Here is a 22,310-nt window from a genome sequence, read left to right on the forward strand (position 1 = left end):
GCGGCCAGAATACGTCCGCCCCCGGCGCGTGTGCCATACGACCGCCCCCCGGCGCGCGCCGGGGGGCGGTCGTGGTCGGCGACGGTGCCGGGTGGGACGCGAGGTCCCGGCTCCGCCGGCTCAGGCGGCCAGGTGGGCCATGTACGGCTCCCACTGGGGGTCGCCGTGGAGGTCACCGTTGATCAGACGCCAGTGGGGCCCCTTGGGCACCTTGGGGGTCACGTGCAGCTCCCAGCCGAGTTCGTCCAGGAACTTGTCGGCCTTGCGGTGGTTGCACGGCTTGCACGCGGCGACCACGTTCTCCCACACGTGCGCGCCGCCGCGGCTGCGCGGGATGACGTGGTCGATGGTCTCGGCCTTCTTGCCGCAGTAGCCGCAGGTGTGCCTGTCGCGCCGCATGAGGGCGACCCTGGTGAGGGGCACTCTGCGGCTGTAGGGGACGCTGATGTAGCGTCGGAGCCGGATGACCGACGGCACGTCGTAGGAGCGCGTCGCCGAGTGCAGTATCGCGCCCGCGTCGTCCTGGTGGACGACCTCCGCCTTCTCTCTCAGGACGAGCAGGATCGCCCTGCGCAGGGGCAGTGTCGTCAGTGGTTCGAAGCTGGCGTTGAGCAGCAGCACGTGGCGGCGGGCGGTGCCTGTGCCACCCTCCCGGCTGCTTCGGGCGCTCATCGCGTCGCCCCAGCCGTCGTCTGTGACGGCCGTGTCTCCTCCCCGGCCAGCCGATCGGCCAGCCAGGAGACCTCCCTGTGCACCGATCCGAGGATCGATGGTTCCGTACGCCTTGCCACACGGACCTCCCGGTGGTCCCGCCGAGTTGCGTCCCGCATTCAGTTTGCGTGGTCGGACCGCTCCGGCGCCACCCCAATTTGCGCTGGGCCGCCCAGAAACCGCGTGTTCCCCCTTTTCCCGGCTCCATTGTGCGCTGGCGGCGCTCCTTTTCACACTGGCGCCGCGCCGGACACATCGGGGTGGATGGCGGTGGATAGGGTGCGAAGTATGCGTGAACTCCGCTACCCTCAGGCCGCACGGCTGGACATCATCGAGAACCTGCACGGTCACACGGTCGGTGACCCCTACCGGTGGTTGGAGGACGGCGATTCGGCGCAGACCAAGGAGTGGGCTGCCGCGGAGGACGCCCTGTACACCGAGGTCTCATCGCGGTTCACCACGAGGAACTGGTTCGCCGACCAGGTGCGGTCCCTGCTGGGCGCCGGAAGCGTCGGGGCGCCCGTGTGGCGGGGCGACCGCCGCTTCTTCGTCCGCCGCACCGCCGAACAGGAGCACGGCGTGCTCTACGTCCAGGACGGCGACGGTCCCGAGCGGGTGCTGGTGGACCCCGGGACGCTCGACCCCCAGGGTCTGACCACACTGGACGCCTGGAGGCCCGACCACTCCGGTGCTCTCCTGGCCTACCAGCTCTCCGAGGGCGGCGACGAGGAGTCGGTGCTGCGCGTCGTGGACGTGGCCAGCGGCGACCTGGTGGACGGGCCCGTCGATCGGGTCCGCTACAGCCCGATCGCGTGGCTGCCCGACTCCTCCGCCTTCTACTACGTACGCCGGCTCCCACGGGACCAGGTGCCCGAGGGCGAGGAGAGCTACCACCGCCGCGTCTACCTGCACCGCCTGGGCACCCCCGCGGAGCAGGACACCCTGGTCTTCGGCGAGGGCCGCGACAAGACCGAGTACTTCACCCCGGTCGTGAGCCGGGACGGGCGCTGGCTGGTTCTGCTGGCCAACCGCGGCACCTCGGCGGCCACCGACGCGTGGATCGCCGACCTGTCCGACGGCGGCCTGGACGCGCCGCGCCTGGTCCCCTTCCAGGAGGGCGTGGACGCCTCCCTGTACCCGCACGTGGGCCGGGACGGGCGCCTGTACCTGTTCACCGATCGGGACGCCCCGCGCGGACGCCTGTGCGTGGCCGACCCCGCCGACCCCGGCTACGGGAACTGGACCACCCTGGTCCCGGAGGACCCCGAGTCGGTGCTGGAGGGGTACGCGGTCCTGGACGGCCCCGGGATGGAGCGGCCCGAGCTGCTGGTCTCGCGCAGCCGCCACGCCGTCAGCGAGGTCACCCGGCACGACCTGGCCACCGGCGAGCTCCTGGGCGGGCTGGATATGCCCGGCCTGGGCACCGTGACCGGGCTGGTCGAACGCCCCGAGGGCGGGCACGAGGCGTGGTTCGGCTACACCGACAACACCCACCCCTCGTCGGTGTACCGCTACGACGCGCTCTCGGGCGGGGTGTCGCTGTGGGCCGACGCCCCCGGTGACATCGACCTGCCCGACGTGCGGGTGGAGCAGGTCACCTACACCTCCCGCGACGGCACGGCCGTGCGCATGCTCGTGGTCTCGCCCCAGGCGCCCGCCGAAGGACCGCGGCCGACCATCCTGTACGGCTACGGTGGCTTTCGCATCTCCCTCACGCCCGCCTACTCGGCGGTGGCGCTGGCCTGGGTGCGGGCGGGCGGCGTGTACGCCGTCGCCAACCTGCGCGGCGGACTGGAGGAGGGCGAGGAGTGGCACCGGGCGGGCATGTTCGCCGACAAGCAGAACGTCTTCGACGACTGCGCGGCGGCGGCCGAGCACCTGGTCGCCACCGGGGTGACCGATCCCGGGCACCTGGCCGTCATGGGCGGCAGCAACGGCGGGCTGCTGGTGGGGGCCATGGTCACGCAGCGGCCGGACCTGTTCACCGCCGCGGTCTGCTCGGCCCCGCTGCTGGACATGGTCCGCTACGAGCGGTTCGGGCTGGGCCAGCTGTGGAACGTCGAGTACGGCACCGCCGACGACCCCGAGCAGCTGGGGTGGCTGCTGGGCTACTCGCCGTACCACAACGTGCGCGAGGGCACCCGCTACCCGGCGACGCTGTTCACCGTGTTCGACAACGACACCCGCGTGGACCCGCTGCACGCGCGCAAGCTGTGCGCGCTGATGCAGCACGCCACGGCGGCCGCGCCCGAGGAGCGGCCGATCCTGCTGCGCCGGGAGTCGGAGGTGGGCCACAGCTCGCGGTCGGTGAGCCGCAGCGTGGCGCTCAACTCCGAGCAGCTGGCCTTCCTCGCCCACCACCTGGGGCTCCGCGTGGACTGAGGTCCCCTTCCCGGTGTCCGCCCCGCGAGAGCAACAACACAGGGGGCGGGCACCGGGGGACGCCCGTTCCTCCGTGAAGCGTTGAGACAATCGAGGGGACCGCTCCCCCAGGAGAACAGCGCGAGAGGATCCGGACGTGACACAGACCGAGACCGGAGCCGCCGACACCCGGACGGCCGAGCCCCGGAGGCACGTGCACCTCGCGCAGGTCCGCTACGCCGACCTCGACCCGCAGCACCACGTCAACAACGTGCGGATGCTGACCTACCTGGAGGACGCCCGGGTGTCCTTCCTGCGCTACGGCGGTGCCGTCGAGGGCGACGAGGTCTTCGGCGCCATGGTGGTGGCCCGCCAGGAGGCGGACTACGTGGCCCCGCTGCTGCCCCGTTCCGAGCCGGTGCGCGTGGAGCTGTGGGTGACCGAGGTGCGCAACGCCAGCTTCACGCTGGCCTACGAGATCCGGGACGAGAGCACGGTGTACCTGCGGGCCAGGACGGTGCTCGTCGGCTTCGACGTGCCCACGCAGCGCGCCCGGCGGCTCAACGAGGTCGAGCGCGCCTTCCTCGCCGACTACGCCTGAGCGCCGCGGGGACCGGGCGGCCCGGTCCCGGCGGCCGTTTCGTCCGGGGTCACTTGAGGGAGATGGTGACGGCCTCGCCGTCGTCCCCGTCGTCGCCCTTGGCCGACACCGAGACCCGGGTCGGGTTGGCCACCTCGGGGGCGGTGGTCTCCTCGGGCACGTTGACCATGCTGTGCGCCGCCATGACCATGTACTCCCAGAGCTGGCGCTCCAGGGCCTCGTGCAGGTCCAGGGAGTCCACGGCGGCGCGCATGTGCGTGAGCCACAGGTCGCGCTCGGCGGTGCCGATGCGGAACGGCACGTGCCGCATGCGCAGCCGGGGGTGGCCCCGCTGCTCGTTGTAGGTGCGGGGGCCGCCCCAGTACTGGATGAGGAACAGGCGCAGGCGCTCCTCGGCGGGGCCGAGGTCCTCCTCGGGGTACATGGGCCGCAGCACGGGGTCGTCGGCCACCCCCTCGTAGAAGCGGCGGACCAGGCGGGTGAAGGTCTCCTCACCGCCCACGGCCTCGTAGAACGTCATCTGCACGGGCTCGTCGCCCGCGCTCTGCTGGGAATCGCGCGCGGAAGTCATCGCCACCAGGGTATGCGACCGCCCCGGCCCGGACGAGTCGTCCTCCGGGGCGCGGGAGCGCGAGGGCCCGCGGCCGGATCGGGGATCCCGCCGCGGGCCCTGGGCACCGCTCGGCGCGGGGCGCTCGGCCCCGGCCGGTCAGTCGCGGGTGAGCTTGCGGTGGGTGACCGCGTGCGGGCGCGCGGCGTCCGGGCCCAGGCGCTCGACCTTGTTCTTCTCGTAGGACTCGAAGTTGCCCTCGAACCAGTACCAGTTGGCGTCGCCCTCCCACGCGAGGATGTGCGTGGCGACGCGGTCGAGGAACCAGCGGTCGTGGGAGGTGATCACGGCGCAGCCGGGGAAGTCCAGCAGCGCGTTCTCCAGCGAGCCGAGGGTCTCCACGTCCAGGTCGTTGGTGGGCTCGTCCAGGAGCAGCAGGTTGCCGCCCTGCTTGAGGGTGAGCGCCAGGTTCACGCGGTTGCGCTCACCGCCGGAGAGCACACCGGACGGCTTCTGCTGGTCGGAGCCCTTGAAGCCGAACGCGGCGACGTAGGCGCGGCTGGGGATCTCGACCTTGCCGACCTGGATGAAGGTCTCGCCGTCGGAGACGGTCTCCCAGACGTTCTTGGTGTCGTCGATGCGGCCGCGGTACTGGTCGACGTAGGAGATCTCGACGGTCTCGCCGACGTTGATCCTGCCCTGGTCGGGGGTCTCCTCGCCGACGATCATCTTGAACAGCGTCGTCTTGCCGACACCGTTGGGGCCGATGACGCCGACGATGCCGTTGGGCGGCAGTGAGAAGCTCAGGTCCTCGATGAGCACGCGGTCGTCGAAGCCCTTGGTGAGGTTCTTGACCTCGACCACGGTGTTGCCCAGGCGCGGACCCGGCGGGATCTGGATCTCCTCGAAGTCCAGCTTGCGGGTCTTGTCGGCCTCGGCGGCCATCTCCTCGTAGCGCTGGAGGCGGGCCTTGCTCTTGGTCTGGCGGGCCTTGGCGTTGGAGCGGACCCATTCCAGCTCGTCCTTGAGCCGCTTGGCCTTCTTGGCGTCCTTTTGCCCCTCGACCTTCAGGCGGGTCTGCTTGGTCTCCAGGTAGACGCTGTAGTTGCCCTCGTAGGGGTAGAACTGGCCCCGGTCCAGCTCCAGGATCCACGTGGCGACGTGGTCCAGGAAGTACCTGTCGTGTGTGATCGCGATGATGGTGCCCGGGTACTTGGCCAGGTGCTGCTCCAGCCAGTTCACGCTCTCGGCGTCGAGGTGGTTGGTGGGCTCGTCGAGCAGCAGCAGGTCGGGCTGCTCCAGCAGGAGCTTGCACAGGGCCACGCGGCGCTTCTCGCCGCCGGAGAGCTGGGTGACGGAGGCGTCGCCGGGCGGGCAGCGCAGCGCGTCCATCGCCTGCTCCAGCTGGCTGTCCAGGTCCCAGGCGCCCCGGTGGTCGAGCTGCTCCTGGAGCTTGCCCATCTCCTCGAGCAGGTCGTCGGAGTAGTCCGTCGCCATCTGCTCGGCGATCTCGTTGAAGCGGGTCAGCATCGCCTTGGTCTCGGCGACGCCGTCCTCGACGTTCTCCAGGACGGTCTTGTCCGGGTCGAGGTGGGGTTCCTGCGCGAGCAGGCCGACGGTGAAACCGGGCATGAGCCTCGCCTCGCCGTTGGACGGCTGCTCGATGCCGGCCATGATCTTCAGAAGCGTCGACTTACCCGCACCGTTGGGGCCCACGACGCCGATCTTGGCTCCGGGCAGGAACGACCCCGAAACGTTGTCCAGGACGACTTTGTCGCCGTGCGCCTTGCGCACGTTGTTCATGGTGTAGATGTACTCCGGCATGAGTCCAAGCCTAGGGTGTCGCGGCCAATGCCCCCGCCATGGCCCGGGCCCGCGGGAGCCGGTTCCGGGCGGCGGTCGCGACCGAAAAGGCCGTGGTTCCACGGCCCGAGGCGGCGGGTCCGGTCCCGGGCCTCCCGTCGCGGCCGCGAGGCCGCCGCCCCCTCACTCCCGCGGCCGTTGGCTCCTCGCCCGCAGCCAGCGGGGCGTGAACTCCCGCCAGCGCTCCACGGGCAGCCCCCAGGCCAGGGCCCGGCTCATCAGCACCGCCATCGAATAGCCGGGGTCGGCGGCCAGGGCCACCTCCAGCGCCGCGGCGGCCAGGGGCTCGTCCCCGCGCTGCCAGGCGGCGACCGCCAGCAGCGAGGCGGGCGCCGCCCGCTGGTGCCGGGGCAGGTGGCGGGTGACCCGGGCCCACAGTTGCTGGTGCGCGGGGGCCGCCTCGGCGGTGATGCGCGCCCACGCCTCGTCGCGCACCCGGATCTCACCGAGGTAGACCCCCAGCCAGGCCAGTTCCTCCCGGTCGGTGACGCCCCGGCCCGCCCGTTCGGCCCGCACCGCCGCGAGCACGGCGCTCAGACCGCGGTCGGTGAGCGAGCCCCGCATCCCCTGTTCCAGGAGCCGTCGGGCGTGCGCCTGCACCTCCTCGGCGACCACGTCCATCGCGGCGCGTTCGGAACCGTGCACGGGCCGCAGCACCTCCCGCACCCGCTCGATCTCGGCCGTGACCCCGGAGAGCGGCTGGACCGGGACGATCCCGTGCAGGACCGCGCTGGCCGGGACGGTGGAGCGGTCCACGTTGACCACGGTCCCCTCCACCGGACAGCAGTCGGCCCTGGCACAGGTGTAGGACCAGTACCGGCCGCCGGTGACCCGCAGGGCGTCGACGACGGTCAGGCCTCGGCTCCGGGCGGCGGACAGGATCCTGTCCACGTAGGGCGTGACCCGTTCGGGCGGCCCGTAGGCCACGGCCACCAGGGCGGTGCAGCCCTCCGCGACGGCCATGTCCACGGGGACGACCGCGCGTTCCAACGGGTCGCCGGAGGCGGCCAGGCGGTCCAGGTCCGCGCAGAACGCCGAGTGCACGCCCTTGTCGCGCACGGCGAGGACCACGATCCCCGGATCGGGCGGCGTGCCCACCAGGTAGGGCAGGGTCGCGATGATGTCGGTCGGGTTGGTGAGGGTGAGGGCCGCGCCCGCCGCGGCGGGGCCGGTCGGCCCCGACCCGCCGGGGCTCCGGGGCGGGGGAACGGGGGCGCCGTCACCCGGGGAGCGCCCGGGCGCGGTCGGACGGTCGGACGGGGCGGGACGGTCGGGAGCCCGCGCGGAGTCGAGGGGGCGTCGGGGGTCGGAGGGGCCGAGGGAGTGGTGCGGCTGGTCAGAGTGCATATCTTCACGGTGCGTGATCCGACGGTTCGGGCGCAACGCCCTTCTTCGCGCTGTGGACAACTCCGCCAGACCACGAAACCGCGGGTCAGGGAAGTTCGGTGTGCTCGGTGGGGTCCTTGGGATCCGTTTGACCGGGGATCTCTCCTCCCCGCGGCCCCGGGATCTTGCCGCCGCTCCCGGTGCGCCCGGCGGGCAGGCACACGCGGTTGCGGCCGGTCTCCTTGGCCCGGTAGAGCGCGAGGTCGGCCGCGGTGAGCAGCTCCACCAGGTCGTTGCCGTGGTCGCCGATGACGGCCGCGCCGATCGAGATGGTGATGGACACCGGCACGTCGTCCACCGCGATCTCCATGCGTCCCACCTGGGAGCGCAGGCGCTCGGCGGCCCGCCAGGCCTCGGCGGTGTCGGAGCCGGGCAGCAGCACCACGAACTCCTCTCCGCCGAACCGGCCGAGCAGGTCGGACTGGCGCAGCTGCTGGGCGATGGTGGTGGCGACGCCGAGCAGCACCTGGTCGCCGAACAGGTGCCCGTGGTTGTCGTTGACCCTCTTGAAGTGGTCGATGTCGATGATCAGCACCGCCGCCCTGCCCCGCGAGGAGCGGGCCCTGGCGATCTCCACCGACGCCTCCTGCTCCCAGGTGGGGGCGTTGAGCAGGCCGGTCTTGGGATCGGTCCGTGCGGCCATCTGGAGCTGCTGGTACATCAGGCTGCGCTGGAGCAGCAGCACGGGGGGGACCGCGATGACCAGCAGGAACAGCGACAGGTGCGCGAGGATGGCGACGGTGACGCCGACGCATAACTCGACGGCGTCCACGATGAGGGCCTCGCGGTCCCACATGGGCCGCAGGGTGTGCCCGGGGCCGCTGCTGATCCGCGCGGCCACCGCGACGAGCAGGTTGTTGAGGACGGTGAACCCCGTGCAGCACAGCACGGCGACGAGCACGCCGGGGCCCGTGGTCAGGTACTCGTGCGCGCCGGGGGTGCCGCTGAGCCCGTCGACGAGGCCGCCGCCCCAGATCGAGTGCCAGGTCACCGAGGCCAGGAACCCGGACAGGGCGATGGAGGCGGCGTTGAACACCCGCCGGTGGAGCAGCGCCCGGCGCGTGCGGTACTGGAGCATCAGGAAGACGGGCACCGGGAGGATCAGCGCGTACAGCGGCGGCAGCAGGAGGACCGCCGGAAACCACCAGGCCCCCAGGAAGTCCCGGTTGATCCCGGCCGGCGTGCCGAGGCGGCGGCCCGCCTCCACGCAGAGCACGGCGCCCGTCAGCAGCGCGACCAGGGTGACCAGGTCCATCACCGCCGGGGCGGTCAGCGCCACCGCGCCTCCGAACAGGAACAGCGTCGCGGACACGAGCAGAGCCATGTAGACGATCAGTCCGCGTGGCTGCTGGAGGATCGGCCAGCGCGGACGTTCGTCCTCAGGACGACCGGCCGGCGCGATCGACTTCTCAGAGATGCTCACCGTTGCGCCTCCCTCCTCACATCGCTCTCCACCGTCCGACTCCTACACCCGCCTCTGATGGGTCCACCGCCTCCCACGGTTCTCCCTTCGACGGGGTTGTTTCGCCGCGCGTTCCCTTACGGTGCCAGTCGGTTACGACAACGGGGTGTCGGAGCCCGACAGCGGTGCGGCACGCCAGTCCCGCGACACGCTCCACTTTACATTACGTTGGGTAATAACTTAATTGCTGATTGTGTGATCTCCATGGGTAACGGCTTACGGCCGGGGCACCCGGTTTTCACGGGGTTGGGCTCAGCGGTGATCTAGGGCATCCTGCCGTAGGGACCCTCCACGGTAGCCACTGTGTGGCACGGCGTGTCGACCGCCTGACACCCCGAACGCCTGGGCCCCCAAGGCACTCACTACAAGGAGCACACATGTACAACGGCACTGTCTGGGTCTAGAACCCGTTACAGCTGAGTGAAGATCACCGGGGACGGGCGGCGCGGTGCCGCCCGTCCCCGGCCTCGGAAACGCGATGGGGCTCCGGCCGGGGCTTCAGCGCCCCTCCCGGACCCCGGGCTCAGTCCGCCGTCCTGGCCACCTCGTAGGCCGCCCGGAACGCCCGGTACCTGGCCAGTTCGGCCTCCAGGGGCTCCACCACGCGCAGCCCGGCGATCTCCCGGACCCGGGCGGAGGCCGTGCGCTCCACGTCCTCGCGGCGCTGGACCGCGGCCACCTCGACGAGGTTGCCGCAGCCCACGCCGGTCAGCCAGCCCACCAGCAGGGCCGCGACCACCAGGACGCCGGAGTAGGCGGCGAACACCGGGTCGTCGAACACCACCAGGCCGGTGATGCCGCCGCCCAGCCAGCTCGACAGGGTCACCACGGCCCAGGCCAGGCCCAGGCCCGCGACCGCGAGCAGCGCGTACTGGGCCGCACGGGCGACCTTCCACCACGACGGGCTCCGGTCGGGATCGCCGACCGCCCCGGCCACGGCCTGCCCCAGTTCGGCGGGCAGCTCGGGAACGGCGCCGCGGGCCACGGCGCGCATGCGGCGGCGCCACATCGGGGGCATGCCCTCCGAGATACTGTCGGCGGCCTCGCCCAGCGCGGTCTCCAGTTCGGCCTCGTGCGCGTCCACCGGGCCGCCCACACCGCTGCCGCTGTCGCGGCGCAGGAAGTCCAGCTGGACCGCGGCGAGCGGGTCCTTGCCCAGCCGCAGCGAGCGGCGGGCCACCGGCCAGCCGACCTGGCGTCTGCCGCGCCGGACGTCGTTGGTCTCGGTGACGTCGGCGACCGCCGCCACACCGGCCGCGTTGGCCAGCCCCTCCTGGACGCGGGCGCGCACCTGGGCCGGGACCGACTCGGGCACCGCGCCCTCGCCCTGGAACTCCCCGAAGGGCTCGACCACCTGGTCCAGGTCGGCGGCCAGCCGGTCCACCAGCGCGCGCCGCTCGCGCACCGTCTCGGCGAGGAACTCGCGCAGGTCGCGGATGCCCTGGCCGGTGAGCGTGGACGTGGTGATCACCCGCGGGTGCACCCCCGACTCCGTCTCCAGCAGGCTGCGCAGGTCGGTGAGCAGTTCCTCCAGCTCGTCGGGCTCGACCTTGTCGACCTGGTTGAGGACGGCGACGGTGACCGCGCCGTGCCCGGCCATCTGGGCCAGGTAGCGGTGGTGCACCGCGGCGTCGGCGTACTTCTGCGGGTCGAGCACCCACACCAGCAGGTCCACCGAGCCGATGAGGCGGTCGGCCTCGGCGGTGTGCATGCTGCGGACGGAGTCGTGGTCGGGCAGGTCGAGCAGGACCAGGCCGGTCAGCTCGGAGTTGCCCGTGTCCAGGACGCTGGTGCGCGAGTGGCGGTAGCGGGTCGGGACGCCCAGCCAGCCCAGGAGGGCGTCGGCCCCCTCGTGGCCCCACACGCAGGCGTGCGCCTTGGAGGTGGTGGGCCGGGTGACGCCGGTCTGCGACAGCTGGAGCCCGCACAGGGCGTTGAACAGCGAGGACTTGCCGCTGCCGGTGCCGCCCGCCAAGGCGACCACGGTGTGGTCGCCCGACAGCCGCAGCCGGGCCCCGGCGTGGTCGAGCAGTTGGGTGGACCGGGCGACGAGTTCCTGCGGCAGGTCGTCGCGGCCCAGTTCGGTGAGGGCGGACAGCGCGTCCAGGCGCTCGATCAGCTCGGCCCGGGTGGTGGAGCGGGTGGAGTGCCAGGTGTCGTGGGTGGTGGGACGGTACTCCTCGTCCCCCTCCGCGTCGGCGGCGGTGTCGGCGCCCACGGCGCGGAAGGCGCCGGAGACCGCGGAGGGACCGGGGACGCGGCGGGGCAGCGGTTCGCTCCCCTCCGCGGCGTCGGATCCGGCCGGCGCGGGCTCCTCGGACGCCTCGTGCTCACCCGGTTCAGGGGAGGCCTCCCGGGCACGGGGCGGATCCTGGTCCCCGCCCCCGTCCTCGGGCTGCTGGCCGACGACCGGGAAGGCGCCGGTGGCGCGCCCGGCGATACGGGTGTCGTCGGCGGCCTCGGCGAGGCTGCCCACCCATCCGGCGAGCCCGTCGGGGTCCTCATGGTGGTCCTCGGCGGGGCGGCGGGCCCCCTCGCGCTCCCTGTCGGCGAGGGACCGCGCGTGGCGCCCAGAGCGCCGCTGCGCGGCGGGGGACGGCGCCGGGTCCTCCGGCTCCGCGTCCGTACCGCGCGGAGCGCCCTGGTCGCTCTGGACACCCCGGTGCGGGGCCCCGGCGCCCGAGGGGTCGGGGTAGGCCGCGATGCCGTCGTAGGCGGGATCCTCGGAGCCCGCGTCGGACACGGCGTGGTCGGGGTGCTCGGGCACCGGCACGGTGTACCCGCGCCAGGGCCCGGACGCCGCGTCGCCGCGGGGGCGCCCGTCGTCACCGGCGCCGGACGCGCTCTGTCCGCTCTCGCGGTCCTCGTCCTCGGCGCGGGCGTGCGCACCGGGCTCCCCGTGCGCCTGCGCGGGGTTCCATTGAGTCGTCATCGTGCAATCTCAAGGTTGTACGTGGCCTGGTAGAGCTGGACGGCGGTGTCCTCGGACGGGATCGCGGCAGACGCCAGGGCGCTGTCGAAGGGCACGCGCTCGCGGTCGAGCAGCCCCTGGACGCGCTGGCGCAGGTCGTCCCGTGCCGCTGCGCCAATGCTACGCAGTGACTGGGCGCCGAACAGCCCCTTGAGCAGGCGCTGCGGGGAAGGGCCGGAGGCCTCGGCCGCGTGGGCGCCGCCTCCGGAGCGGGACCGCTCGTAACCGAGCAGGTCGATGATCAGGACCAGGGCGACGACGTCGTGGTCGAAGGTGACGAACCGCGCCACGGAGCGCTTGGTGGCGCCGCTGGCGGTGGTCATCTCGGCGACGCCGCGCTGCCACTCGGTGATCTCCTGGCGGATCTGCTGTGAGAGCAGGCCGGTGCCGGGCTGGTTGAGGGCCTTGGAGGCGAGGTCGCCGCCGCCGGGGACCTCGCGCCACCTGCGCTCGACCTCGTCGGAGGCGCGTTCGCAGGTGGAGACCACCAGGGCCTCCAGGCCGTCGCGGACGGCGCGCTCCAGGGCGCCGACCCGCTGGCCGCGCTCGGCCTGTTCGGCGCGGCCGCCCCGGCGCGTGCGCCTGCCGCGCGGGCGCAGGCTCCTGGTGAGCTCTCCCCCGGCCGCCACCTCCTGCCAGCGGGCCAGCAGCGATCCGCGCAGAAGGGAGCCGTCGGCCAGGCTGGTGTCGACGCGGTCGCGGGCGGCGGCGTAGGAGTCGTCGACGGCGGCGGCGAGGGTGCGCCCGGTCTCGATCTGCGCCTCCACCTGGCGGGCCAGTTCGGGCACCCGCGTCCGGAAGCTGTCGATGACGCCGATGAAGGTGCGCCGTGAGACGCGGTCGCGCTGCTCGGCCTCGCCCGCGACCTCCGCCAGGTAGTCGCGGATGTGGTCGGCGACGTTGGAGGTGAAGCGCTCGCCCCGGATCTGGTCGGTCTCGGGGATGGCGAACCGCGCGGCCGCGCCCAGGCCGTTGGCCTCCAGCATGGCGCCGAAGTGGTCCAGGAGCTGTCGCCTGCCCCTGCGCGGCACCCGGGAGAGCACGACGGCCAGGGAGGTGTCGCGGTCGCGGGCGACCTGGAGGAACTCCCACACGCGCGCGTCGGCGTAGCGGCTGCTGGTGGTGACGAACACCCACAGGTCGGCGGCGTCGAGGAACTTGGCCGCGAACTCGTGGTGCGCGGCGACGGCGGAGTCGACGTCGGGGGTGTCGAGCAGGGCCACGCCCGGGGGCATGGCCTCGGTGGCGGCGAGCACGAGCATGCCGTCCTTGCCCGGCATGGCCAGGCCCTGCTGGCGCACGCGCGGCAGGGAGGGGATGAAGGAGGCTTCGCTGAACCAGTCGACGTCGGCGGGGTTGCAGGCCAGGACGGGGCTGTTGGTGGTGGGGCGGCGCACGCCCGTGGTGGTGACCTGTTCGCCGACCAGGCTGTTGACCAGGGTGGACTTGCCCGCTCCGGTGGATCCGGCGACCGCGATCAGCAGCGGGATGTCAGGGCGGCGGACCCGGGGCAGGACGTAGTCGGAGAGCTGGGCGAGCACGTCCGCCTGGAGGGCGCGGCCCTCCTCGTCACTGGGCAGGCCCTCGGCGAACTCCAGGTCCCGGATGTGCTTGCGCAGTGCTTCCAGGACCTGTTCGAAGTGGTTCTCTTCGGGTTGGGGGGCGCGGTGCTTGGCCGGTCCGGCGGCGAGCGGCACGGTGGGCCCCCGTCGGGCGCTGACGGCCGCGGTGTCCGCCTCGCGCGCGGGTGCGGAGCCCTGGGCGGGCTGTTCGGAGGTGGCGGCCGGTCCGGTTCCGAACCGGTCCGGAGCGCCGGGACCGTTGGTCCCCGGTGCGGCCGACGGCCGGGTCATGATCGGGGTGCCCTCCTCATCGGTGCTGACGGTTCCCGCCGCGGAGCGACGTACGCCGCGGGCGGAGGTCTCACTGGAGATCGCGCCCGGTCGCCAGTCGACGGGTCTCGAACTGGTTTCCCGTGTGCAGTATGTCAAGATCCCGCGCTGTTTTGACCACTTCTCCGATGATCACCACCGCGGGGGGCCGCACTCCGGCCGATCGGGCCGCGGCGGCGATGGTGGCCAGCGTACCGGTGACGGTCCGCTGCCCCGGCAGTGTGGCCTCCTGTACCACCGCCACAGGGGTGTCGGCGGATCTGCCGTGGGAGACGAGGGCCTCGGCGATCGCCTCGATCCGCTCCACCCCCATGAGGACGACGACGGTACCGCCCGCGCGGGCGAGTCCGGCCCAGTCGACCGTGGAGCGCTCGTCCCCGGGGGGCACGTGCGCGGAGACGATGTGCAGGTCCTGGGCCACGCCTCGGTGGGTGGCGGGGATGCCCGCGCTGGCCGGGGCGGCGAGCGCGCTGGTCACACCGGGCACGGCGATGACGGGGATCCCCGCGGCGGCGCAGGCGGCGGCCTCCTCGCCGCCGCGGCCGAAGAGGAAGGAGTCCCCGCCCTTGAGCCGCACCACGAACTTCCCGCGTCCGGCGCGGTCGACCAGGGTCGCGTTGATCTCCTCCTGGGTCATGGACCGGCCGTAGGGGATCTTGGCGGCGTCGACGATCTCGACGTCGGCGGGCAGGCGGTCCAGGAGGGAGGTGGGGGCGAGCCGGTCGACCACCACCACGTCGGCCTGGGAGAGGAGCTGCTGTCCCCGCACCGTGATCAGGCCGGGGTCGCCGGGGCCTCCTCCCACGAGCGCGACGCCGCGCAGGCGCTCGCGTCCGCGGCGGGCGTCGAGGGTGCCGTCGGCGAGGCCGTCGACGACGGCGTCGCGCAGTCCGGCCGAGCGGCGGGGGTCTCCGGAGGCGACGACGCCCACGGTGACCCCGGCCGCGCTGCCGCTGGCGGGGGTCCAGGCGGAGGAGGCGTGGCGGTCGTCGGCGCGCACGCACCACACGCGGGCGTTCTCGGCCTCCTCGGCGACGGCGGCGTTGACGCGGGGGTCGTCGGTAGCGGCGTGCACGAGCCAGTGGGCGGGGGCGTCCGGGCCCGCGACGTCGCCGGGGGCGTAGGGGCGCCGGTGCCAGGTGAGGCGCCCGGCCGAGGCGAGGTCCTCCAGGGCCGCCGAGGCCTCGGGGGAGACGAGGGTGACGCGGGCCCCGGCCTCGATGAGCACGGGGACGCGCCGCTGGGCGACCCTGCCCCCTCCGACGACGAGGACGTCGCGTCCCCGCATGCGCAAACCAAGGAGATAGGTCATGTGTCGCGCCCCTTCGGTCGTCCGTGCCGGTCCCCGGCGACGACGGCGGGGTGCTGGCGGAGGAGGACCGCCAGCCGCCGGCGATAGTTCGGCGATTGCTCCAAAAGTACCTTGTCAAAGAGGTATTACGCGGGTGTAAACGGGTCCCGCGTCGGGGGTGTGAGCCCGCCCGCACCGGGGGCCGGCGCGGGCGGGGGGCGGTGGGCCGCTCCAGGTCAGGAGGCGGTGGAGACGCCCGCGTCGTCGAAGGTGGCGACGTCGTGCAGGACGCGCGCCGCGCTCTGGAGCAGCGGCAGCGCCAGCAGCGCCCCGGAGCCCTCGCCCAGGCGCATCTCCAGGTCGACCAGGGGGCGCAGGCCCAGGTGCTCCAGGGCCAGGCTGTGCCCGGGCTCGCTGGAGCGGTGCCCGGCGAAGCAGGCGCTGAGGGCCTCCGGGGAGATCGCGGCGGCGGCCAGGGCGGCCGATCCGGCGATGACCCCGTCCAGCAGCACCGGAACGCGCAGGGCCGCGCCGCCGAGCACGAACCCCGCCAGGGCGGCGTGCTCCAGGCCGCCCAGGGCGGCCAGGGTGCCGATGGGGTCGGCCGGGTCGACGGGGTGCGCGGCCAGGGCGCGGCGCACCACGTCGACCTTGTGGGCGTACACGGCGTCGTCCACACCGGTGCCCCGTCCGGTGGCGTGCGCGGGGTCGGCTCCGGTGAAGGCGCACACCAGGGCGGCGGCCGGGGTGGTGTTGGCGATGCCCATGTCGCCGGTGACCAGGCAGCGGTTGCCCGCGGAGACCAGGTCGCGGGCGACCTCGATGCCGCACTCCAGTGCCTGGAGGGTCTGCTCGCGGGTGAGCGCGGGCCCCTGGGTGAGGTCGGCGGTGCCGCGCGCGACCTTGCGGGCCAGCAGGCCGGGGGCACGGGGCAGGTCCGCGGCCACGCCGACGTCCACGACGGTGACCTCGGCGCCGACCTGGGCGGCGAAGGCGTTGACGACGGCGCCGCCCTCCAGGAAGTTGTGCACCATCTGGGCGGTGACCTCCTGGGGCCAGTGGGTCACCCCCTGGGCGTGCACGCCGTGGTCGCCCGCGAACACGGCGACGGCGGCCGGGTCGGGGATCGGCGGCGGGCACTGCCCGAAGATCCCGGCCAGCTGGACCGAGACCTCCTCCAGGAAGCCGAGGGAGCCGGGCGGCTTGGTCATCCGGTCCTGGCGGTCCCTGGCCTCCTCCATCGCGCGGGTGTCCAGCGCTCCGACGGCGGTGATGGTCTCCTCCAGCAGGCTCGTGGGTTCCCGGCCGGGCAGACCGCGGCGGCCGTAGCGGTCGTGGTGCACCGCCCAGGACAGGGGGCGCTCCCTGGCCCAGCCGGAGAGGCTGAGCTCGGACTCGGCGGGGAACTCCTCCACGTAGCCGACGCACAGGTAGGCGGCCACGTCCAGGTGGGCGGGGAGTTCGAGGGCGCGCGCGACGTCGCGCTCGTCGACGAAGGTGAGCCAGCCGACGCCCAGGCCCTCGGCGCGCGCGGCGATCCAGAGGTTCTCCACGGCGAGCGCCGCGGCGTGGTCGGCGCTCAGGGGACGGGCGTGGCGGCCCCGGGCGTGCCGTCCTCCCCGTGTGGGGTCGACGGTGACGGCGATGTTCAGGGGCGCGTCGAGGACCGCCTCGGCCTTGAGTCCGGCGAAGGCGCGGGCGCGGACGCCCGGCGGCGCGTGGGCGTGGTCCTCGCGCTCGGCCGCGGCGAGGTCGCCCACGCGGGCGCGCAGGCCGGGGTCCTCGACGACCAGGAAGTCCCAGGGCTGGGAGTCGCCGACGCTGGGGGCCTGGTGGGCGGCCTCCAGGACGCGGATGAGCACGTCGTGGGGCACGGGGTCGGGCAGAAAGCCCGTCCGGACGTCGCGGCGTTCGCGGATGGCCCGGTAGACGGCGGCGCGCTCGGCCTCGCCGTAGGCGTGGACGGAGCCGTTGCCGGCCCGCTCGGGAGCCTGGGCGGTGGACGCGGCCGCGGGCTCGGGGGCGGACTGGACAGGGGGCCCGGTGGGCCTGGGCAGGGGCTCGGCTGGTTCGTGTGCGTGCATGCTCTGCTCCGGCTCGGTGGTCGCGGAGTGCTGGTCCGCGCGTCCGTGGTCTGTGGTCGGTGCTCCGGCGTCCCCGGTCCCCGCCTCCTCCAGGTCGGCGGTGGCCCCGGGCGGGCGGACGGTTCGGGCGGGGTGCGCGGCCGGGCGTGCGGGTGCCGCCGGACGGGTGGGAGCAGCCGGGCGGGCGGAAGCCGCAGGGGGTGCGGACGTGTCCGGGCGGGCGGGCACCTCGGTGTTCGGGGGCTCGGCGGGGAGCGCGGACGCCGCGGTGTGCACGGGTTCGGCGGGGCGCGGGGGCGCCGGCGGTTGGGCGGGGGCGCCCGGGCGTGCGGGCGCCGCCGGACGGACGGGTACGGCCGGACGTACGGGCGTGACCGGGCGGGCGGGTGCGGCGGCTCGGGCGGTCGTCGTGCCGTGCGCGGGCGTGGACGGATGGGCGGGGGCCGCCTCCTGCGGGCGCGCCGCCTTCGCGAGCACCGCCGACCTCGCGAGCGCGGCCGCGTCCGCGAGCGCCGTCGAGGGCTTCGGCTCGGCGGGGGGCTCCTGCTCAGCCGGGGGCTCCGGATCGGCCGGACCGCTGGGCCCCGCCGGATGTTCGGACTCGGCGGAGGGAACGATCCGCTCCGGGCCCACTGGGCTCTCGGGGCTCTCGGGGCTCTCGGGGCTCTCGGGAACCGGACTCGGCACGGCTCCCGGGCTGGCCGCATCGGTCCCGGTGGGGCGCTCGCCGCCGTGGGAGGGAATGACGTCGGGCCGGTGCGGCGACCCGGTCGGCGACGGCGCGTCCACTGCGAACTCGACCGCCGGCTCGGCCTCCGGTCGCGGGGCCGGGGGGATGTCCAGGGGAAGCGCGCCGTAGGGCGAGACCGGGGCGGAGGGGACCCGTGGCGCGGGGTCGGCCGGTGCGGGGGGCCGGGGCCGCTGCCGGAACGGGTTGGCCGTGCCCGAGGAGCCGCGCGGAGGTTGGGCCCGGGCGCCGCGCCCGCTCTCGGGGAGCCCGTCGAACAGGCCGCCGAGGCGGGGACCGGCTCCCGAGGAGGGTCTGCCACCCTTCCAGCGGGACGGCTCGGCTCCGCCCTCCTCGCCGCGCCGGGCGTCCTCGCGGTCGTCTCTGGTCATGATCGCTCCACGCAAGAGGTGTTGTGACGGGCCCGTCTCCGCCTGGTCCGGCATAGACCGGTAAGCGTAGTCCGCCGCTTCCGTGCCGCCCGCACGGGTCCTGCGGACCCGGGGCGGCCGGTACCGACCCGGCCGCCGGAGCTCCCGGGTCATCACCAACTGTGCCAGAGACCGAGCGGGCGCGCGCTGGCTCCGGGAACAGGCCAGACGCGGGAAACAGGGCCGAGGCCGGGAACCCCGTGGGCGTGCTCTGGCCCCGGCAACGGGCTCGATCCAGACGGCGCGACGGCCGGGAGCCCCGGGGGCGCGCCCTGGCTCCGGCGGCCGTCCGCGCGCACGGCCCCGTACGCGGACGCGCCTCACCGGGCGAGCAACTCCCCCAGCGCGTCCGTCAGGACCCGGTGGACGGCGGGTTCGCGGACCGCCACCCGGAACCACTCCGGGCCGAGGCCGGGAAAGGTGTCACCGCGCCGGACGGCGATCCCCCCTTCGCGGAGGCGGGCCCGCAACCGGTCCGCCTCCGGGTCCGCGACCAGCAGGAACGAGGCCCGCGCTCCCGGGACCACCCGCAGGCCCAGGTTCCGCAGGCCCGCGGCGAGGTCGTCGCGGTGCTCGGTCAGGGACCTCGCCCAGGCGTCGGCCTCGGCGAGGGCCTCCGGCCTGCAGCACGCCTCCATCGCGACCAGGGCGGGCGTGGACACCGACCACAGGGGCTGTGCCCCGGAGAACCTGGCCACCAGGTCGGGTTCGGCGAGCAGGTACCCGGCGCGCAGCCCGGCGAGGGACCAGGTCTTGGTGAGGCTGCGCACCACCACCAGGCCCGGCAGGTCCCCGCGGGAGGCCAGCGACTCCGTTTCGCCGGGAACGCAGTCGGCGAAGGCCTCGTCGACGACCAGTACGCGTCCGGGGCGGGCCAGCCCGGCCAGGGCCGCTGCGGGGTGGAGCACGGAGGTCGGATTGGTCGGGTTGCCCACCACGACCAGGTCGGCGTCCTCGGGGACCAGCCTGGGGTCGAGCGTGAAGTCCGGTTCCAGCAGTACCCGGTCCACGGCGTGCCCGGCGGCGCGCAGGGCGGCCTCGGGCTCGGTGAACTGGGGGTGCACGACGACCGCCCGCCGGGGGTTCAGGGTCCGAGCCAGGAGGACGAAGGCCTCGGCCGCCCCGGCGGTGAGCAGGACCTCGCCCGTCTCCCGTCCGTGGCGCCGGGCGACCGCCTCCCGCGCGCGGGAGGGGTCGGGGTAGGCGCCCAGACCGGTCAGCGAGTCGGCGAGGAGCCGCCCCAGCCAGGCGGGCGGCGTCCGGCCCCGCACGTTGACGGCCAGGTCGAGCAGTCCGCCGCCGACCTCGGCGTCACCGTGGTGGCGCAGGTCGTGGCCCGCGCCCATGTACTCCCCCACCCCGTATGTTCCTTTCTTCGCAGGAAAAACATCGCACCATACGGCATCACCAGCCCTTCCTGATAACAGGGGGTGCCTTCGCCACATATTCGGACGTGCCGTTGGTGGCGCGGCTCACGGCCCTGTGTCAGGGTGTGCGCGTTCCCATCCTCAGGGCCCTCCCCCCGCCCGATCCGAGAGAACGGACACACGATGCGAAGGCGTACCCTCCTGGCCGGTGCCACCGCCGCCGCGGGACTGACCGCGCTGGGCACCGCGCTCCCCTCCGCCCGCCCCGCGCAGGCCGACACCGGCGGCGACCGCATCGTCCCCCGCGTGCTGGCGGAGTCCTCCACCTCACACGGACTCGTCCGCCCCGGCCTGCGCTTCGACATGGTGGCCGTCACCGGTGACCCCGGAGAGGCCGACGCGGCGGTCCGCTTCGAGACCGCCGGCGGCCTGGGCTCGTGGAACCCGGTGCACCTGCACACCGGGGGCCGCGACGACCGGGACCCGGTCGCGGCCGCGCTGGTGCGCGCGCCCGAGGGCGCCACCGGTTACGAGACGCGTTCGAGGGGGGAGACCGCGGCCGTGAACCTGCGCGACGGGGAGGGGCTGCGCTTCGGCGGCCCCGCACAGGCGTCGCTGTCCGCGGAGGCCTCCGGCACGCCGCGCGGCCGGATCAGCGTCCCGTTCCGCACCCGCGCGGGCTGGGGCGCCGACGAGTCCTGGCGCTTCGACGACCAGGGCGACGACCTGTGGGAGGCGGAGTTCCACCCCGTGCAGGCGCTGACCGTGCACCACACCGCGATGCCGACCGGGGACGACCACGCGGCGGACGTGCGGGCGGTGTACTACCTGCACGCGGTGCAGCAGCTGTGGGGGGACATCGGCTACCACGTGCTCATCGACCCCGACGGGGTGGTCTACGAGGGCCGCCACTCGGGCGAGGACGGCGTGCCGGTCTTCTCCGGGATCCCGCGGCCGGGGCGGGCCGAGTCGGTGACCGCGGGGCACGCCTACGGGTTCAACCAGGGCAACGTGGGCGTGTGCCTGCTCGGGGACTTCACCGACGAGCTGCCCACGCGGGCGGCGCAGGACTCCCTGGTCGACGTGCTGCGCGTGCTGTGCGCGGTGACCGGCGTGGACCCGGCCGGACAGATCGAGTACGTCAACCCTGGCACGGGCGTGGTCACGCCGGGCGACGCGATCTCCCGGCACCGCGACTGGCTGGAGACCGAGTGCCCGGGCAACGCCTTCTCCGAGGTGTTCGACAGCGCGGTCCGCCAGCGCGTCATCGCGGGCCTGGCCTAGGAACGGCGGACGGGGGTGCCCGCCGGAGCCGCGGTCCGCACGCGGTCCACGGCCGCGCCGACGGGTACTCCCTGGTCGGGGCGGTACCATCCGCCCCTCGGGGCTTGTGGGAAAACCCGGGTGCGGCACTCGGGCTCTGCGCGTATCGTGAGCGCACTCCGACCCGAGGGGAGAGGCGTGACCATCGCACAAGACAGACCGATGCTGCCGTCAGTGATCCTGGAGACCGAGCGCCTGCGGCTGCGCCCGTTCGTCGAGGGCGACGTCGACGACGTGCACGCGTCCTGCACCGACGCCGAACTCCAGCGCTGGCTCCCCCTCCCCCTTCCCGGGGTGCCCTACACCCGGGAGGAGGCCGAGCGGTGGTGCTGTGAGGTGGCCCCCGCCCTGCGCACCAGCGGTGAGGGACAGCAGTGGGCCATGGTCGAGCGGGAGTCCAAGCGGCTCGTGGGCTCGGTGGGCCTGGTGCGTGTCGTGTGGGCGTCGATGAACACCGAGGTCGGGTACTGGGTCTCGCCGTGGGGCCGCGGCCGCGGGTACGCGACGGAGGCCGCCGTGGCCGTCTCCCGCTGGGCGTTGGACCAGGGCTTCCAGCGGGTGGAGATCAAGGCCGCCACCGGCAACACCGGGTCGCGCCGGGTCGCGGAGCGGTCGGGTTTCAGCCTGGAGGGCGTCGAACGCAGCGCGATGCCGCTGCACGAGGGCCGCGCCGACCTGGCGGTGTACAGCCTGCTCCCCGGCGACCTGGGCTGACCGGCGCGCCCCGTCCGCACCGTGCTCCCCAGCCGCGTCGGGCAGCGCCCCGGTCACACCGGTCGTACCGGGGGTGTCCGGCGCCTGCCGCGCGAACGGATACCGTCCGAGCGGGTACCGCGTGCGCGGCGCCACCGGGGGTCGGCGGAGAGGGAGGCGGGCGGGCGCGGGGCGGGCGGCGTCAGCCGGGGTCCGGTGGGGTGAACGGCGAGCGGTCCGGGGGCCGCCCCCGAGCGCGCCCTACCCCCACACGCGGGAGAGCAGCCACCTTCCGGTGGCCGTGTCGTGGCGCAGTTCGTACACCCCCTGGGACTGGGCCGTGCCCGCCTCCACCCGCCAGTGCCTGCGCTCGGGCGCCTGGGACTCACGCGCCGGCGTCCAGTCCATGCGCAGCGTGACCCAGTGTTCGAGGATCCTGCGCACTCCGTACACCCTGCCGTTCCACACGAACCGGGCCGGGCGCCCCTCGTCCTCCACGACGGTCACCTCCGCCCCGTAGTACCGTCCCACGACACTTCCCCTCAGCATCATCCGCCTCCTGTCAGTCCCGGCACACGCCACCGGGACACCCATCCG

At 74.0% G+C, this 22,310-nt stretch carries 15 protein-coding genes; 4 read left to right on the forward strand and 11 right to left on the reverse strand.

Annotated features, from left to right (window positions below):
• Positions 1-120: 120 nt before the first annotated feature.
• A complete protein-coding gene (locus tag EV372_RS03285) occupies positions 121-621 on the reverse strand; it encodes an HNH endonuclease (protein ID WP_019611059.1) in 501 nt (166 codons plus the stop codon).
• A 378-nt stretch (positions 622-999) separates the two neighbouring features.
• On the opposite strand from EV372_RS03285, the gene EV372_RS03290 reads away from it, so the two are divergent.
• Both EV372_RS03290 and EV372_RS03295 read left to right on the forward strand, forming a co-directional pair.
• The gene (locus tag EV372_RS03290; RefSeq protein ID WP_130394787.1) at positions 1,000-3,093 is read left to right on the forward strand and encodes a prolyl oligopeptidase family serine peptidase; all 2,094 of its coding nucleotides are present in this window, start codon (positions 1,000-1,002) and stop codon (positions 3,091-3,093) included.
• A gap of 136 nt (positions 3,094-3,229) precedes the next feature.
• Positions 3,230-3,673 carry an acyl-CoA thioesterase gene (locus EV372_RS03295; RefSeq protein ID WP_130394788.1) on the forward strand — a complete coding sequence of 148 codons (444 nt, stop codon included), beginning with the start codon at positions 3,230-3,232 and terminating at the stop codon, positions 3,671-3,673.
• Positions 3,674-3,722: 49 nt separating this feature from the next.
• Here the strand turns inward: EV372_RS03295 and EV372_RS03300 are convergent, their stop codons facing one another.
• The 9 genes from EV372_RS03300 to cobC all read right to left on the reverse strand — a co-directional run bounded on the left by EV372_RS03300 (position 3,723) and on the right by cobC (position 19,676).
• Positions 3,723-4,244, reverse strand: a complete 522-nt coding sequence (locus tag EV372_RS03300) for a globin (protein ID WP_253794541.1) — start codon at positions 4,242-4,244, stop codon at positions 3,723-3,725.
• A gap of 138 nt (positions 4,245-4,382) precedes the next feature.
• A complete protein-coding gene (gene ettA / locus EV372_RS03305; protein ID WP_130394789.1) occupies positions 4,383-6,047 on the reverse strand; it encodes an energy-dependent translational throttle protein EttA in 1,665 nt (554 codons plus the stop codon).
• 162 nt (positions 6,048-6,209) lie between these two features.
• Entirely contained in the window at positions 6,210-7,433 is a 1,224-nt protein-coding gene (locus tag EV372_RS03310; RefSeq protein ID WP_130394790.1) for a DUF4192 domain-containing protein, read from the reverse strand.
• Positions 7,434-7,518: 85 nt separating this feature from the next.
• On the reverse strand, positions 7,519-8,895 hold the full coding sequence (locus tag EV372_RS03315) for a GGDEF domain-containing protein (RefSeq protein WP_130394791.1): 1,377 nt from the start codon (positions 8,893-8,895) through the stop codon (positions 7,519-7,521).
• A 562-nt stretch (positions 8,896-9,457) separates the two neighbouring features.
• Positions 9,458-11,866, reverse strand: coding sequence for a GTPase (locus tag EV372_RS03320; protein WP_130394792.1), 2,409 nt, complete (start codon positions 11,864-11,866; stop codon positions 9,458-9,460).
• Positions 11,863-13,758: a dynamin family protein gene (locus EV372_RS03325; RefSeq protein WP_130394793.1), complete on the reverse strand. Its 1,896-nt coding sequence runs from the start codon at positions 13,756-13,758 to the stop codon at positions 11,863-11,865. Before EV372_RS03325 ends, EV372_RS03320 begins: the two co-directional genes overlap by 4 nt.
• Positions 13,759-13,828: 70 nt before the next feature.
• Complete coding sequence (cobA, locus tag EV372_RS03330) at positions 13,829-15,109, reverse strand: uroporphyrinogen-III C-methyltransferase (protein WP_094804281.1); 1,281 nt, start codon at positions 15,107-15,109, stop codon at positions 13,829-13,831.
• A 215-nt stretch (positions 15,110-15,324) separates the two neighbouring features.
• On the reverse strand, positions 15,325-18,291 hold the full coding sequence (gene cobT / locus EV372_RS03335; protein ID WP_130394794.1) for a nicotinate-nucleotide--dimethylbenzimidazole phosphoribosyltransferase: 2,967 nt from the start codon (positions 18,289-18,291) through the stop codon (positions 15,325-15,327).
• Positions 18,292-18,650: 359 nt separating this feature from the next.
• A complete protein-coding gene (gene cobC / locus EV372_RS03340) occupies positions 18,651-19,676 on the reverse strand; it encodes an Rv2231c family histidinol phosphate aminotransferase CobC (RefSeq protein WP_130398730.1) in 1,026 nt (341 codons plus the stop codon).
• 204 nt (positions 19,677-19,880) lie between these two features.
• On the opposite strand from cobC, the gene EV372_RS03345 reads away from it, so the two are divergent.
• Both EV372_RS03345 and EV372_RS03350 read left to right on the forward strand, forming a co-directional pair.
• Positions 19,881-20,981, forward strand: a complete 1,101-nt coding sequence (locus EV372_RS03345) for an N-acetylmuramoyl-L-alanine amidase (RefSeq protein WP_130394795.1) — start codon at positions 19,881-19,883, stop codon at positions 20,979-20,981.
• Positions 20,982-21,182: 201 nt separating this feature from the next.
• Positions 21,183-21,734: a GNAT family N-acetyltransferase gene (locus EV372_RS03350; RefSeq protein ID WP_197044484.1), complete on the forward strand. Its 552-nt coding sequence runs from the start codon at positions 21,183-21,185 to the stop codon at positions 21,732-21,734.
• A gap of 240 nt (positions 21,735-21,974) precedes the next feature.
• Here the strand turns inward: EV372_RS03350 and EV372_RS03355 are convergent, their stop codons facing one another.
• Positions 21,975-22,265 (reverse strand): DUF6504 family protein, encoded by a 291-nt coding sequence (locus tag EV372_RS03355; RefSeq protein ID WP_013154448.1) that lies wholly within the window; start codon positions 22,263-22,265, stop codon positions 21,975-21,977.
• Between the last annotated feature and the right edge of the window lie 45 nt (positions 22,266-22,310).

The sequence above is a fragment of the Nocardiopsis sp. CNZ308 genome (assembly GCF_004217075.1).